General features: G+C 60.7%; 13 protein-coding genes. 8 read left to right on the plus strand and 5 right to left on the minus strand.

The annotated features are described in order from the left end of the window. Positions 1 to 4 precede the first annotated feature (4 nt). The 3 genes from AC244Q_RS16220 to AC244Q_RS16230 form a co-directional block, all read right to left on the minus strand. Positions 5 to 1,135, minus strand: a complete 1,131-nt coding sequence (locus tag AC244Q_RS16220; protein ID WP_012758500.1) for a DUF2333 family protein — start codon at positions 1,133 to 1,135, stop codon at positions 5 to 7. A gap of 148 nt (positions 1,136 to 1,283) precedes the next feature. After that, positions 1,284 to 2,357: a hypothetical protein gene (locus tag AC244Q_RS16225; RefSeq protein ID WP_113548246.1), complete on the minus strand. Its 1,074-nt coding sequence runs from the start codon at positions 2,355 to 2,357 to the stop codon at positions 1,284 to 1,286. A 76-nt stretch (positions 2,358 to 2,433) separates the two neighbouring features. Further along, positions 2,434 to 3,036 carry a thymidine kinase gene (locus AC244Q_RS16230; RefSeq protein WP_012758502.1) on the minus strand — a complete coding sequence of 201 codons (603 nt, stop codon included), beginning with the start codon at positions 3,034 to 3,036 and terminating at the stop codon, positions 2,434 to 2,436. A gap of 236 nt (positions 3,037 to 3,272) precedes the next feature. Between AC244Q_RS16230 and AC244Q_RS16235 the strand changes: the two genes are divergently transcribed. The 6 genes from AC244Q_RS16235 to aptA all read left to right on the plus strand — a co-directional run bounded on the left by AC244Q_RS16235 (position 3,273) and on the right by aptA (position 9,088). Then, positions 3,273 to 4,229, plus strand: a complete 957-nt coding sequence (locus AC244Q_RS16235) for a choline ABC transporter substrate-binding protein (RefSeq protein WP_113548247.1) — start codon at positions 3,273 to 3,275, stop codon at positions 4,227 to 4,229. 72 nt (positions 4,230 to 4,301) lie between these two features. Beyond that, positions 4,302 to 5,147, plus strand: a complete 846-nt coding sequence (gene choW / locus AC244Q_RS16240) for a choline ABC transporter permease subunit (protein WP_017994845.1) — start codon at positions 4,302 to 4,304, stop codon at positions 5,145 to 5,147. Beyond that, the gene (gene choV / locus AC244Q_RS16245) at positions 5,144 to 6,196 is read left to right on the plus strand and encodes a choline ABC transporter ATP-binding protein (protein ID WP_113548248.1); all 1,053 of its coding nucleotides are present in this window, start codon (positions 5,144 to 5,146) and stop codon (positions 6,194 to 6,196) included. Before choW ends, choV begins: the two co-directional genes overlap by 4 nt. Before the next feature lie 31 nt (positions 6,197 to 6,227). Beyond that, positions 6,228 to 6,977 (plus strand): HugZ family pyridoxamine 5'-phosphate oxidase, encoded by a 750-nt coding sequence (locus AC244Q_RS16250; RefSeq protein WP_128407441.1) that lies wholly within the window; start codon positions 6,228 to 6,230, stop codon positions 6,975 to 6,977. Positions 6,978 to 7,089: 112 nt separating this feature from the next. Beyond that, complete coding sequence (locus tag AC244Q_RS16255) at positions 7,090 to 7,407, plus strand: ArsR/SmtB family transcription factor (RefSeq protein WP_012758507.1); 318 nt, start codon at positions 7,090 to 7,092, stop codon at positions 7,405 to 7,407. Positions 7,408 to 7,762: 355 nt separating this feature from the next. Continuing rightward, positions 7,763 to 9,088: an omega-aminotransferase AptA gene (gene aptA / locus AC244Q_RS16260; protein WP_012758508.1), complete on the plus strand. Its 1,326-nt coding sequence runs from the start codon at positions 7,763 to 7,765 to the stop codon at positions 9,086 to 9,088. 186 nt (positions 9,089 to 9,274) lie between these two features. Here aptA and AC244Q_RS16265 read toward each other — a convergent pair whose 3' ends face one another. After that, positions 9,275 to 10,189 carry an HD-GYP domain-containing protein gene (locus AC244Q_RS16265; RefSeq protein WP_012758509.1) on the minus strand — a complete coding sequence of 305 codons (915 nt, stop codon included), beginning with the start codon at positions 10,187 to 10,189 and terminating at the stop codon, positions 9,275 to 9,277. Positions 10,190 to 10,679: 490 nt separating this feature from the next. Between AC244Q_RS16265 and AC244Q_RS16270 the strand changes: the two genes are divergently transcribed. After that, a complete protein-coding gene (locus AC244Q_RS16270; protein ID WP_113548249.1) occupies positions 10,680 to 11,783 on the plus strand; it encodes a branched-chain amino acid ABC transporter substrate-binding protein in 1,104 nt (367 codons plus the stop codon). Between the two features lie 72 nt (positions 11,784 to 11,855). On the opposite strand, the gene AC244Q_RS16275 is transcribed toward AC244Q_RS16270, so the two are convergent. Then, on the minus strand, positions 11,856 to 12,146 hold the full coding sequence (locus AC244Q_RS16275; RefSeq protein WP_012758511.1) for a hypothetical protein: 291 nt from the start codon (positions 12,144 to 12,146) through the stop codon (positions 11,856 to 11,858). A gap of 150 nt (positions 12,147 to 12,296) precedes the next feature. On the opposite strand from AC244Q_RS16275, the gene ade reads away from it, so the two are divergent. Continuing rightward, entirely contained in the window at positions 12,297 to 13,994 is a 1,698-nt protein-coding gene (gene ade / locus AC244Q_RS16280) for an adenine deaminase (RefSeq protein ID WP_128407439.1), read from the plus strand. Positions 13,995 to 14,016 lie beyond the last annotated feature (22 nt).

Genomic DNA, 14,016 nt, shown 5'->3' on the forward strand with positions numbered 1-14,016 from the left:
CGTTTTAGCGGTCGAGCACCGAGCGGATCTCGACGAGGTTCGAGCGCACCCTCAGAATATAGAAGCCCATGGTGGCGAGATGGCTCGGCATGATCCAGCCATCCTCGCGACCGTTCGAGATGATCGCCGGCTGGATGCGCAGGGCGGCCTGGAACTGCCGCGTCGTGCTGCCCCAGATCGCGCCGAGATTGCGTTCTTGCACCACCTGTGAGAAGTCGGCCTGCGCGGCGGTAAGGATGGCGTAGTAAGCATAGAGCTGGCCATAGGCGAACCAGAACCGGTCGTCGGCGCGGGTGTCGAACCAACCGCGATTGTGGTTTTCCGAGCGCTCGGCGAGCATGTCGGAGGTGCCGCCGAGATCGTTGGCAATGCGGTCGATGAACTGCATGAGGTTATCGGCGCGGCCGTCGAAAACGACATTGCAGAGGGCGAGATCGGTGTTGAACTTGCGCAGGCTGCCGACCGCGGAGCGGTAATAGGAAGGCGTTGGCGTCTTCGGCCCGAAGGGATTGAGCCCGAAATACCAGCTGTTTTCGTCGAACTGCAGATTGCCGCGCGCGCTCTGCAGGTCATTGTTGATGCCCGACGTGCCGCGCACGCGCCCAAGCGTATCGACAAGCTCCGCCGAAGTCCGTCGGACCGCCTGGTTGACGCCGCGCTGGAACGACGCCTTGTTGTCGAGAAAGGGCGTGTGATCCCAGTCGATGCCGAAGAAGCCCATCTTGTAGAGCAGCATGGAGGAGATCCATGCGTTCTGGTTGACATTGAAATCGGTCAGATCGGCCGCGACGTCAACGATCGCCGAGCGTTGGCAGGTCTTCGGCGCCGTCGCATTGGCGCCCTCGGCGACCGGCACTTCCTGTCCGGCGGCAACCTTGCGTTCGGAAAGCCGGTACTGATCGACAAAGGCGGTGTTGAAATTCGACCAGACCTGCGTCTGCCAGAAGAAATAACCATAGAGCACGACCAGCAGCGCCACGAACGCGATGACCGGCAGCCGGATCATCCAGCTCCGGCGCTGATACCAGCCGTGTGCGGCAAGAAAGGGCCAGAAGGCCCAGGCGGAAAACAGGCGGGCCCAACGGCCGATCGTCTGGCCGATCAGCCTGAAAAAACCGGCTATCCGGTCAAGCATCGTCGTCTCCTGTCAGGCGAGGCGAACATCGGGACATTGCCGTCCCGCTGCATCCCACATATGCGCTCGATGGGCCGAGCACAACACGAACCCTTCGATTTTCCAGAATGAAAGCATTGGGAGAGGGGTATTGCCCGCGCCCTGCTGGTCAGGAGCGCAGGAAAGGCCGGCTGAAACGGAAGGACCTGCGCGCCGTATCGATCAGAGGCGCTCCCGAGGTTTCCGGCGGCGGATCGGCATAGGTCGGGAACCTTCTAGCGAATTCGAGATCGGCACGGCTCTTGCGCCGCTCCAGATCCTGGGCGACCAGCATGCCCTTCTCGAACAGCCTGATCGGCGCAGCGATATCGGGGAACAATTCCGGCTTGATCCTCACCTTCATGCCCGGCCGGTCGGTATCGACCTGCGCCTGGTAGATGATCAGCCGCTCCTCCACGTCGATCAACAGCTTGCGCAACAGCGCGTTGCAGGCGGCGATCCGGCCGTTCAGCGAATCGACATAGGTCTGGAACAGGCCGATGAAGCGCTCACGCCGCTGGCTGTCGTCGCGCATCTCGTGCTCCCCGGCGGAAATCCGCTCGGCCTCCGCCTTCAGCGCCCGCCGTTCCGCCTCCATCTGCTCCCAATGCGCCCTGTTGCCATAGACGCCGATACGGCCCTGCGTCGTCAGCGCCTTGGCATTGAGCTCCTTCATCTTGAGGCGGGCGATATCGATGGAAACGACCAGCCGGCGCCGCTGCTCGACGATATCGACAAGGCTGAGTTCGGCTGCCTTGTGCCGTTCGGTAAGCGCGGCGCGCTGATTGGCGATCAGCCTGGCGAGCGCGTCCGATTTCGTCAAAAGATCGAGCAGCCGCTCGATGACGGGCGCCTCGCGCACGCGTTCGGTGTACATGCGCCACATCCGCTGGCGCGACACCCAGCCGGCCATCTTCTCACGTAGCGTCAGCCCCCGGAAACTGTCGAGATCGGCAGAAACCTCGGCCGTCAGCCGGTCGAGGCAAAAGACCAGCTCGGCCAGTTGGGCGTCGAGCGCCGCAGCATCGGCGATATGGGCCTGGAAGCGGGCATTCTGCTCGAGGAAGACCTCGTCGGCTGATCGTGTTTCGTCGCCGCTGAAGGCGCTGATCGCAGCCACGCAATAGGCCCCCTCGGCCGCAATCCTCTCGGCGAGGCTGCCTGCGGCTTCATACTGGCTGTCGAATGACGGGGGTTTGCGCACCTGATCTCTCCAGGGAATCTCCTGCCCCCAAGCTAGTCGCTTGCGGCGCCAAAGAAAACAGGCAGCATCGCCGGCTTTAGACCGGCTCGGCGATCCAGGCACCGTTCATCGCGTCGTCCCAGTGCCTGCGGCAGAGCGAGACATATTTCTCATTGCCGCCGACATCGATCTGCGCGCCTTCGTGCAATACTTTTCCTTTCGCGTCGAGCCGCACAACCATCGTCGCCTTGCGCCCGCAATGGCAGATCGTGCGCACCTCGCGCATTTCGTCGGCGATCGCCAGCAGTTCCTGCGAGGCCGGAAACAGCTTGCCCTGGAAATCGGTTCTCAGCCCGTAGACCATCACAGGGATACCGAGCCTGTCGACGACGCGGGCAAGCTGCCAGACATGGACAGGCGTCATGAAATGCGCCTCGTCGACGAAGATGCAGGAAATCGGCGCTCCGTCTCCGCTCAGCGTCGCGACCAACCGAAACAGATCTTCATGCGGCTCGAAGGGAATGGCGCTCGCCTCCAAGCCGATCCGCGAGCCGATGACGCCTCGGCCGGCGCGCTCGTCGAAGGCGGCGATCAGCTGCACCGTGCGCATGCCGCGCTCCTGGTAATTATAGGAGGCCTGCAGCAGCATCGTCGACTTGCCGGCGTTCATCGTCGAGTAGTTGAAATAGAGTTTTGCCATCCGATTTCTCCTTGATCGGCTTATTGAAAGCTTGGAATGGCAAAGAAAAGCCCTGAGGGAGCGATAATCACAGGAATCCGGCTCGAAAACCGCCGAAAGCCCCGGAAACAAGGCATTGCGAAAAAATCCGCGGACGTCGCAATCGCATGGGTCGATACGGCGCAAACGCACTGAGGTCGCTTGTCAAACTCGGTTATTGATGGTTGGCTTGGGAACTTAAAGACTGGGAGTCTAAAATGAAAACAACAAGCACGTTCAAACTCGTTACCGCAACTGCCGTCGCCGCCCTCTCCGTTGCGACCGCCGCCTTCGCCGCCGATCCCGACAGCTGCTCCAGCGTTCATTTCTCGGACGTCGGCTGGACGGATATCACCGCCACCACCGCCACCGCATCCATCGTCCTGAAGAGCATCGGCTATCAGACCGACGTCAAGGTTCTCTCCGTGCCGGTCACCTACACCTCGCTGAAGAACAAGGACATCGACGTCTTCCTCGGCAACTGGATGGAGACGCAGGAGAAGGACGTTCGTCCCTATCTCGACGACAAGTCGGTCGAATCCTTCGGCCCGAACCTGGTCGGCGCCAAGTACACGCTCGCCACCAACGCCAAGGGTGCGGAACTCGGCATCAAGGACTTCAAGGATATCGCCGCCCACAAGGACGATCTCGACGGCAAGATCTACGGCATCGAGCCCGGCAATGACGGCAACCGCCTCGTCATGGACATGATCGAGAAGAACGAGTTCGACTTGAAGGATATGGAAGTCGTCGAATCCTCCGAACAGGGCATGCTCGCCCAGGTCGCGCGTGCCGACAAGTCAGGCAAGCCCGTTGTTTTCCTCGGCTGGGAGCCCCACCCGATGAACACCAACTTCAAGCTGACCTACCTCACAGGCGGGGACAAAGTGTTCGGCCCCGACTTCGGCGGCGCCAAGGTCTTCACCAACGTGCGTGCCGGTTATCTCGACGAATGCCCGAATGTCGGCATGATGTTGAAGAACCTGAAATTCTCCCTCGACATGGAGAACCAGATCATGGGCAAGATCCTCAACGACGGCAAGGAGCCGGAGGCTGCAGCTTCCGAATGGCTGAAGGCGAACCCCGCAGCGCTCGAACCCTGGCTCGCGGGCGTCAAAACCCGCGACGGCAGCGGCGAGGCTCTCGCGGCCGCCAAGACCGGCCTCGGCCTCTGATAATACGAACGGGGCGGCTCGCCGCCCCGCTTCATTTTTGTCCGATTGTTGTTTTTCTGGATGGGCGCACCCTTGAATTGGATCACCGAATTTAAGATTCCCGTTGGCCCCTGGGCCAAATCCTTCGTGGACTGGCTGACCTCGAACGGCGAGTGGTTCTTCAACCAGATCGCCTTCCTGCTGTCGAGCGCTATAGATGGCCTGCTCTTCGTGCTGCAGAAGCCCCATCCGCTGATCGTCATCGCGGCCATTACCGCCATCGCCTTTTGGCTGCGCCGGTCGATCGCAGTCGCCGTCTTCACCTGTCTCGGGCTGCTGCTGATCGTCAACCAGGACTATTGGAAGGAAACGACGGAGACTCTCGCCCTCGTGCTCGCCGCCACCTTCGTCTGTATGGTGATCGGCATTCCGCTCGGCATTGCCGCCGCGCGCCGCCCTTGGGTCTATGCTGCCATGCGCCCGATACTCGATCTCATGCAGACCATACCAACATTCGTCTATCTGATCCCGGCGCTCATCCTGTTCGGCCTCGGCATGGTGCCGGGCCTGATCGCCACCGTCATCTTCGCGATCCCCGCCCCGATCCGGCTGACGCGCCTCGGTATCATCTCGACGCCGCCGTCCCTCGTCGAAGCCGCCGTCGCGTTTGGAGCGACGCCGATACAGGTCTTGCGCAAAATCGAGCTTCCCTTCGCCACGCCGCAGATCATGGCGGGTCTCACCCAGACCATCATGCTATCGCTGTCGATGGTCGTCATCGCCGCCCTTGTCGGCGCTCCCGGGCTTGGTGTGCCCGTCGTCCGTGCGCTGAACACCGTCAATATCGCCAAGGGCTTCGAGGCGGGCTTCTGCATCGTCATCCTGGCAATCATTCTCGACCGGATGTTCCGCACGGCGGGTGAAGGAGGCGCTGCATGACCGCGGTAAGCTTTAACAATGTCAGCATCGTCTTCGGCGATCGGCCGGAAACCGCGCTTGCCATGGTCGATCAGGGCAAATCGCGCGACGAAATCGGCGCCGCGACCGGCTTGGTGCTCGGCGTCGCCGATGCTTCGTTGACGATCGAGGAAGGCGAGATCCTGGTGCTGATGGGCCTTTCCGGCTCCGGCAAGTCGACGCTGCTGCGCGCCGTCAACGGGCTCGCTCCCGTGGTGCGTGGCGATGTCGCCGTCTCCACGACCACCGGCCCCGTCAACCCTTACAGATGCAATGCCAAGGCTCTGCGCGATCTGCGCACGCACACCGTCTCCATGGTGTTCCAGCAGTTCGCCCTTTTGCCTTGGCGCACCGTCGCCGACAATGTCGGCTTCGGCCTCGAACTCGCCGGCATGCCGGAAGCCGAACGCAAGCTCCGCGTCGGCGAGCAGCTTGAACTGGTCAACCTGACAAAATGGGCAGGCCGCAAGGTCAACGAGCTTTCGGGCGGCATGCAGCAGCGTGTCGGCCTTGCACGCGCCTTTGCCACCGGCGCCCCGATCCTGCTCATGGACGAGCCGTTCTCGGCGCTCGACCCATTGATCCGCACCCGTTTGCAGGACGAGCTCCTGGAGTTCCAGCGGCGGCTAAAGAAGACCATCCTCTTCGTCAGCCACGATCTCGACGAGGCCTTCCGCATCGGCAATCGCATCGCCATCATGGAGAGCGGCCGCATCATCCAGTGTGGGACGCCGCACGACATCGTCAAGAACCCCGCAGACCAGTATGTCGCCGACTTCGTGCAGAACCTCAATCCGATCAACATGCTGACGGCGGCCGACGTCATGCAGCCAGGCCTCGGTCAGACTGCCGCCGGCATGAGCGTCAGCGCCACGGCCCGCGCCGCGACCCCGCTCATCGATATCCTCGATGCCCTTGCCCGCCAGCCGGGCAGTATCGGCATCGTCGAAAACGGCGCGATCGTCGGCACCATCTCGGCTCAGGATATCGTTGCCGGCCTCACCCGCCATCGCCGCAAGGAGGAAGCTTGATGTTTTCCATCCGCTTTGTCACAAGGCGGATATGAAAGATCAGCCCTCGCCCTTACGCGAAACCGACGACGATGCCCGCAAGCTTGCCCGCGTGCTTCTGCGCACCGCACGATACGCGGCGATTGCCGTTCTCGACCCAGAGACCGGCTTTCCCTTCGCCAGCCGCGTGCTCGTCGCCACCGATATCGACGGCACCCCCGTTATCCTGGTTTCGCAGCTGTCGGCCCATACCAGGGCGCTCGCCAGCGACCCGCGCGCCTCGCTCCTGACTGGCGAGCCCGGCAAGGGCGATCCCCTCGCCTATCCTCGTCTGACGACCCAGTGCAGAGCAGAATCCGTCGAGCGCAGCAATCCATGCTACGCGCGGATCCACATGCGTTTTCTCGCTCGCCACACTAAGGCGAAGCTTTATATCGACTTTCCTGATTTCCTATTCTTCCGTCTCAAGCCTGAGCAGGCCAGCCTCAATGGCGGCTTCGGCCGCGCCTACCAGCTGGATGGGAACGATCTCGTAATCCAGTCGGCCGCGAATGAGGCGATTGCCGTCGGGGCGGCAGAAGCAGTGCGAGATTTAGTAGAACGCCACCCCGACGTCGAGGAAAGCCTCGCTATCAGGCTAAAGGCGCCGGAATCCGGCTCTTGGCGCATTTGTGGTATCGATTCCTCAGGTTTCGACATGATTTCCGGCGATTTGCTGCTGCGATACGAGTTCGAAACCCTCGCTGTGGATACCGATCACATTTGTTCAAACATGTCTAAAATAGCATACTCGATACCTTAAATTTAGGTATATACAATCTTCGAGCCCAGTTGCTAGTTTTTGGTGTCAGTCAAAATCCCGGCTGGCGGCCGCCAACACGCTTGATGTACGTTTTGCATTAGGAAGATAACATATGGAAACCTCTGATTTGGCCGACCACACGAGCGTGGCGGCAGCTTTATTGTCGGCCATGGCAAACCCGAAGAGATTGCTGATCCTGTGTAGCCTCGTGAAGGGCGAAGTGGCCGTCGGCGTGCTTGCGACGCAGGTCGGGCTCAGCCAGTCGGCTCTCTCTCAGCACCTGTCGAAACTGCGCGCTCAAAAGCTGGTCAAGACCCGCAGAGACGCACAGACCATTTATTACTCGAGCACCTCCGAGCCAGTCATGAAGATCCTGGCAACGCTCGAAGACATTTACCTCGTGCAGAACCGGAATAGATCCGCCGCCTGATGATAGCGCTGACATGAATGTCGGCCGATGCCGCGCTGCAAGGGGATGTTCCCGGAGGCTTGGCAGCGATATTTCAGCACCTGAACCTTATGGCACGACCGGCAAATTTGCGATTTGCCGGTCGTGCCTTTGAAGGCCTGGCCTTTCTGCTCCTTTCGCCGCAGGCAAGGAACTGCAGCCCGACCGCGCTGAAGCGCTCGCCCCGTGATCGATCGAAGCAGCTTGAGCCTCCTGTCAGGGGAGCTTTCGGGACTTTTCCCGTTGACGCCTTGGGAAGCCCTGATAATTTGACCGGGCAGTAAAAATATGGGCGTAAGGCCCCCGGGAAAGGGCCGTCAGCGGCCAGGAGAACAGCATGTCCAATCGCCTCAACGCACCAAACGATCTTCGCGCCTTCTGGATGCCGTTTACGGCAAATCGCCAGTTCAAGAAGGAGCCGCGTTTGTTCGTCGGCGCCAAGGACATGTACTACACGACCCATGACGGCCGTCAGGTGCTGGACGGCACGGCCGGCCTTTGGTGCGTCAATGCCGGCCACTGCCGCCCGAAGATCACCGAGGCGATCCGCGAGCAGGCCGGCGAGCTCGATTACGCGCCGGCCTTCCAGCTCGGCCATCCCAAGGCCTTCGAACTGGCAAACCGCCTGGTCGACATCGCCCCGGAAGGCCTGAACCACGTTCTTTATACCAACTCCGGTTCCGAATCCGTCGAGACCGCGCTCAAGGTGGCGCTCGCCTATCATCGCGTGAAGGGCAATGGATCACGCTTCCGCCTGATCGGCCGCGAGCGCGGCTATCACGGCGTTAATTTCGGCGGCATCTCCGTAGGCGGCATCGTCACCAACCGCAAGATGTTCGGCACGCTTCTGACCGGCGTTGATCACATGCCGCACACCCACCAGCCCGGCAAGAACAACTTCACCCGCGGCGAGCCCGAGCATGGCGGCGACATCGCCACCGAACTCGAGCGTATCGTCACCCTGCATGACGCTTCCACCGTCGCCGCCGTCATCGTCGAGCCGGTGGCGGGCTCCACCGGCGTCTTGATCCCGCCGAAGGGCTACCTGCAGAAGCTGCGCGAGATCTGCACCAAACACGGCATCCTTCTGATCTTCGACGAGGTCATTACCGGCTTCGGCCGCCTCGGCGCCCCCTTTGCCGCGCAATATTACGACGTCAAGCCTGACATGATCACTGCCGCCAAAGGACTGACCAATGGCGTCATCCCGATGGGCGCCGTCTTCGTCACCTCCGAGATTCATGATGCCTTCATGAACGGCCCGGAGCATATGATCGAGTTCTTCCACGGCTACACCTATTCCGGCAACCCGATCGCCTCCGCCGCGGCCCTCGCCACGCTCGACACCTACAAGGAGGAGGGCCTGCTGACACGCGCCGCCGAGCTTTCCGACTACTGGGCCGACGCGCTGCATTCGCTGAAGGACTGCCCCAATGTCATCGACATCAGGAACACCGGCCTGATCGGCGCGATCGAACTCGACCCGATCGCCGGCGAGCCCACCAAGCGCGCCTTCACCGCTTTCCTGAAAGCCTATGAAAGCGGCCTGCTGATCCGCACCACCGGCGATATCATCGCACTCTCCCCGCCGCTGATCATCGAGAAGCACCACATCGACGAGCTCTTCGGCAAGCTGCGGGCCATCCTGCAGAACAACATTTGAGAAAGCTCTGAAGTCTTCAGGCATCATGGCCTGCGGCGGACCGCCTGCATAATTCCTCAAATCGGAACCGATTTAAGGAGAAAATTATGCGGCAATTCAAAGTGTTACAGCGTCCTTTTCGCGTCTGAAAAGACGCGCGGCGCTGTAAATCCATCCAGGCCCTTTTGTTGGGAAGACCGATAGGCCTCAGCTCACGGCGGCGACGGAAAGGCAGAGGGCGAATTTCTTCACCAGCCGGCGATCGAATTGCCCTTCGCTGCCAAGCATCCACTTCAGTGCTTGGCTCGCGCTCCATGGCGCCTTGTACGGCCGCACGGAGGTCACGGCGTCATAGACGTCGCAAATCGCAGCAAGACGGGCATGGAAGCTGACCTGCGTCTCGGAAAGCCTGCGAGGATAGCCCTTGCCGTCGATACGTTCATGATGGTTGAGGCATACGTCGAGTACGATCTCCGACATGCCTTCCTGGCGTGACAGGATTGCATGCCCCTTTTCGGGGTGATCGCGGATCATCTTGATCTCGTCCTCGTCAAGACGCCCTTCCTTGTTGAGTATCTCAAGCGGAATTTCGAGCTTGCCGACGTCGTGCAGCAATCCTGCTGTGCCGAGCGTCTGCACTGTAGCCTCGTCAAGTCCGAGATGACGGCCGAAAAGGATCATCAGCGCACTCACCGAAAGGGAATGCAGAAACGTCACTTCGTCCTTGGATTTCAGACGCGTAACGCTGAGAAAGACAGTGGGATTGTCATCCATCGACTTGGAGACTGAGGAAATCACCGGCGCCACCTGATCGACGCTGATCCCATCGCCATGCTGGAGCCGGCCGAAAACGCTTTCCAGTACCTGCACGGATTTCTGGATGGTCTCGCGTGCCGCCTGGGTGTCGATCTCGATATTGCCGCCTGGCAGGCCGTCAATGTCCAGGCCTCTGCTGGTGTTGATGATAACACCTTCAATACCGCTCTTGCGAAGTTTCAGGGCATCGGCTTCACGCCGCAGCAGAAATCTTCGCTTGGACAGAAAAGGATCCTGCCATGCACCCTCGATCGCCTCCACAAACATTCCGTTGCGCACCCGCCTGGCTTCGATACGCTTGAGCATCCAGATCTCAGTTCCCGAAATATCTCTCTGTTTATTATCGACCGCTCTTTTGCATCGCAGCAATATATGCACGAACAATGGTTCTACTCTAATTGGTAGAATCAAGTGTTAATCTCAAAACGGAATTCGAATATTCAGAAAGACGAGGACGTTCCCCGAAATTCAGCAGGTCTATCAGCGATCCGCGCTGATGCCAGGGGGTACCGCACCCTCTAGAAATCGGCAAACAGCGCCAGGATCGACGATTCCGGGACGATTTCATGCCGGATCGGCTCGATTTTCGTTTCATTTTGTTATCAACTTGCGGAATCTCACCAAAATTCCTAGAAATCTTGCCGTTGCGCCCATTTGAGCCAAATATGGCCGGAGGGCGCATCGATCGCGCCGATATCGATCGTCCTTGGCACGGCCTGGGGGCCGTTGAACGATCCGGAAAAGCCGGCGCGACGCTTCATCGCGGGTCGAATGACCCCATCCAAGGAGACAGACAATGATCCTCAAGACATTGACGGCGACCCTCGTCGCGTCACTCGCCTTTGCGCCGCTTGCCCATGCCGATATCACCATCGGCCTGATCGCGCCGTTGACCGGCCCCGTCGCCGCCTATGGCGACCAGGTGAAGAACGGCGCTCAGACCGCCGTCGACGAGATCAACAAGAAGGGTGGGATTCTCGGCGAGAAGGTCGTTCTCGAACTGGCCGACGATGCCGGCGAACCGAAGCAGGGCGTTTCCGCCGCCAACAAGGTCGTCGGCGACGGCATCCGCTTCGTCGTCGGCCCGGTAACCTCGGGCGTCGCCATTCCCGTTTCGGACGTGCTTGCTGAAAACGGCGTGCTGATGGTTACCCCGACCGCGACGGCCCCCGACCTCACCAAGCGTGGTCTCACCAATGTGCTGCGCACCTGCGGCCGCGACGACCAGCAGGCCGAAGTCGCCGCCAAATATGTGCTGAAGAATTTCAAGGACAAGCGCGTCGCCATCGTCAACGACAAGGGCGCCTACGGCAAGGGCCTCGCCGATGCCTTCAAGGCGACGCTGAACGCCGGCGGCATCACCGAAGTCGTCAATGACGCGATCACGCCTGGCGACAAGGATTTCAGCGCGCTCACCACCCGCATCAAGTCCGAGAAGGTCGACGTGGTCTATTTCGGCGGCTACCATCCGGAAGGCGGGCTGCTCGCCCGCCAGCTGCATGACCTCGCCGCCAACGCGACGATCATCGGCGGCGACGGACTCTCCAACACCGAATTCTGGGCAATCGGCACGGATGCGGCAGGAGGCACGATCTTCACCAACGCTTCGGACGCCACCAAGAGCCCGGATTCCAAGGCCGCAGCCGGCGCGCTCGCCGCCAAGAACATCCCGGCCGAGGCCTTCACGCTGAACGCTTATGCCGCCGTCGAAGTGCTGAAGGCCGGCATCGAGAAGGCCGGCAGCGCCGAGGATGCGGAAGCCGTCGCGGCCGCGCTGAAGGGCGGCGAAGAAATCCCGACCGCCATCGGCAAGGTCACCTACGGCGAGACCGGCGACCTGACCTCGCAGAGCTTCTCGCTCTACAAGTGGGAAGCCGGCAAGATCGTCGCCGCCGAGTAATTGACGGATATAGAGAAACAGGATCGGGCGCCTCACGGCGCCCGATTTGTATTTTGAGAGATGGGCTGCCGGTCAATCCCGCGTCCTCTTATCCTCACGCAGATAGCTTTCCACTGTCGGGTGTTCGATAAGTACCATCGGTTGAACATACGTCCGATTGGGTGTTGGATTTGAAATCCGCGCGTAGAAACTGGCGACCACGACGCGCTTAAGATTTTCATCGGAAGCGACACTTCCGGTCGATTTTTTGAGAATGATCTGACTGACCTTCCCGTGCTTGTCGGTCGTGAGTACCGCAGAGTTGTTCACACAGCCGCTCAACAGAAAAACTGCTGCGCAGGCCGCCGAAATAATTGCTTTCATATCATGACCTTGAGTTGGAAAACGACATCTGTATTCTCGCTTCACTAGCACTGCTGCCACCGAGGCAAAAGCAGCGGGAAATACAATCCAAATGTTTCCAGCATCAGTTCGGCATCAGCGGCAGAAAAACAATCGAAGAGGTAGCAATCCATGACCACGAAGCTCGAACGTCTCATCGATCAGGGCGTTGGCCGTGTGCCGGCCGATATCGTGCTGAAGGGCGGCTGCTTCTTCGATCTCGTCACCGGCGAACTCGTCCAGTCGGACATTGCCATCGGCGCCGATCGCATCGTCGGCACCTCAGGCAATTATGAGGGCGAAACCGAGATCGACATCTCGGGCAGGATCGTCGTTCCCGGCTTCATCGATACGCATCTGCATATCGAATCTTCGCTGGTGACCCCGCATGAATTCGATCGCTGCGTTCTGCCCTATGGTGTCACCACCGCCATCTGCGATCCGCACGAAATCGCCAATGTGCTCGGAACCGCCGGCATCGAATTCTTTGTTGAATCCGCGCTGGAGACGATCATGGACATCCGCGTCCAGCTCTCTTCCTGCGTTCCGGCGACACATCTCGAAACCTCCGGCGCCGACCTGCCGATCGAAAGCCTCCTGCCCTACCGCCACCATCCGAAGGTCATCGGCCTTGCCGAATTCATGAATTTCCCCGGCGTCATCCACAAGGATCCCGTCTGCATGGCCAAGCTCGATGCCTTCCAGGGCGGCCATATCGACGGTCACGCGCCGCTGCTCTCAGGCAACGACCTCAACGGTTACCTCTCGGCCGGCATCCGCACCGAGCACGAATGCACGACCGCCGCCGAAGCGATGGAAAAGATCCGCAAGGGCATGCACATCCTCGTGCGCGAGGGTTCGGTATCCAAGGATCTCGCGGCGCTGATACCCATTATCACCGAGCGGCTCTCACCCTTCCTCGCGCTTTGCACCGACGACCGCAATCCGCTCGATATCGCCGAACAGGGCCATCTCGATCATATGATCCGCACAGCGATCGCAAGCGGCGTCGAGCCCCTCGCGGTCTATCGCGCCGCCTCGATTTCGGCCGCCCGCGCCTTCGGTCTGAGGGACCGCGGCCTGGTCGCGCCCGGCTGGCGCGCCGATCTGGTGGTGCTCGACAGCCTGGAAAACTGCCGCGCCGACATGGTCTTTTCCGCCGGCCGCCGCGTCACCGATGCGCTCTTTTCCTCGCGCAGGCCGGTTGCCCCGATCGGCCTCGACAGCGTCAAGGCCCGTCCCGTCAACGCCGCCCATTTCGGCGTCCCGGTCGCCGAAGGCGAGACGCCTGTCATCGGCGTCATCCCGGGCAGGATCATCACCGAGCATCGCCGCTATCGCCTGCCCGTCAGGGGCAACGAGGCGACAGTCGATCTTGCGAATGATATCATCAAGGTCGCCGTCATCGAGCGCCACGGCAAGAACGGCAACCATGCCAACGGCTTCGTCCAGGGCTTCGGCCTGAAGAAGGGTGCGATCGCCTCGACCGTCGGCCATGACAGCCACAATATCTGCGTCGTCGGCGTCAACGAGGACGACATGGCGCGCGCCGCAAACCGCCTCGGCGAGATCAAGGGCGGCTTCGTTGTCGTCGAAGACGGCAAGGTCACCGGCGAAATCGCCCTGCCCATCGCCGGCTTGATGAGCCTCGAACCCTATGAGACGGTCCGCGATACGCTCCACCAACTGCGCAAAGCCGCCTTGGCGCTCGGCGCCACGCTGGAAGAACCCTTCCTCCAGCTCGCTTTCTTGCCGCTGCCGGTCATCCCGCACCTGAAAATATCCGACCGCGGCATGGTTGATGTCGACAAGTTCGCGCTCATCGGGTGACGCGATTGAAAAACGGCTGGCT

It is taken from the genome of Rhizobium sp. CB2179, assembly GCF_057653455.1.

What these genes read in the sequence shown, in the direction of transcription:
- AC244Q_RS16220 (WP_012758500.1), bottom strand. Translation starts at nt 1,135, where the DNA reads ATGCTTGACCGGATAGCCGGTTTTTTCAGGCTGATCGGCCAGACGATC.
- AC244Q_RS16230 (WP_012758502.1), bottom strand. Translation starts at nt 3,036, where the DNA reads ATGGCAAAACTCTATTTCAACTACTCGACGATGAACGCCGGCAAGTCG.
- AC244Q_RS16235 (WP_113548247.1), top strand. Translation starts at nt 3,273, where the DNA reads ATGAAAACAACAAGCACGTTCAAACTCGTTACCGCAACTGCCGTCGCC.
- choV (WP_113548248.1), top strand. Translation starts at nt 5,144, where the DNA reads ATGACCGCGGTAAGCTTTAACAATGTCAGCATCGTCTTCGGCGATCGG.
- AC244Q_RS16250 (WP_128407441.1), top strand. Translation starts at nt 6,228, where the DNA reads ATGAAAGATCAGCCCTCGCCCTTACGCGAAACCGACGACGATGCCCGC.
- AC244Q_RS16255 (WP_012758507.1), top strand. Translation starts at nt 7,090, where the DNA reads ATGGAAACCTCTGATTTGGCCGACCACACGAGCGTGGCGGCAGCTTTA.
- aptA (WP_012758508.1), top strand. Translation starts at nt 7,763, where the DNA reads ATGTCCAATCGCCTCAACGCACCAAACGATCTTCGCGCCTTCTGGATG.
- AC244Q_RS16265 (WP_012758509.1), bottom strand. Translation starts at nt 10,189, where the DNA reads ATGCTCAAGCGTATCGAAGCCAGGCGGGTGCGCAACGGAATGTTTGTG.
- AC244Q_RS16270 (WP_113548249.1), top strand. Translation starts at nt 10,680, where the DNA reads ATGATCCTCAAGACATTGACGGCGACCCTCGTCGCGTCACTCGCCTTT.
- AC244Q_RS16275 (WP_012758511.1), bottom strand. Translation starts at nt 12,146, where the DNA reads ATGAAAGCAATTATTTCGGCGGCCTGCGCAGCAGTTTTTCTGTTGAGC.
- ade (WP_128407439.1), top strand. Translation starts at nt 12,297, where the DNA reads ATGACCACGAAGCTCGAACGTCTCATCGATCAGGGCGTTGGCCGTGTG.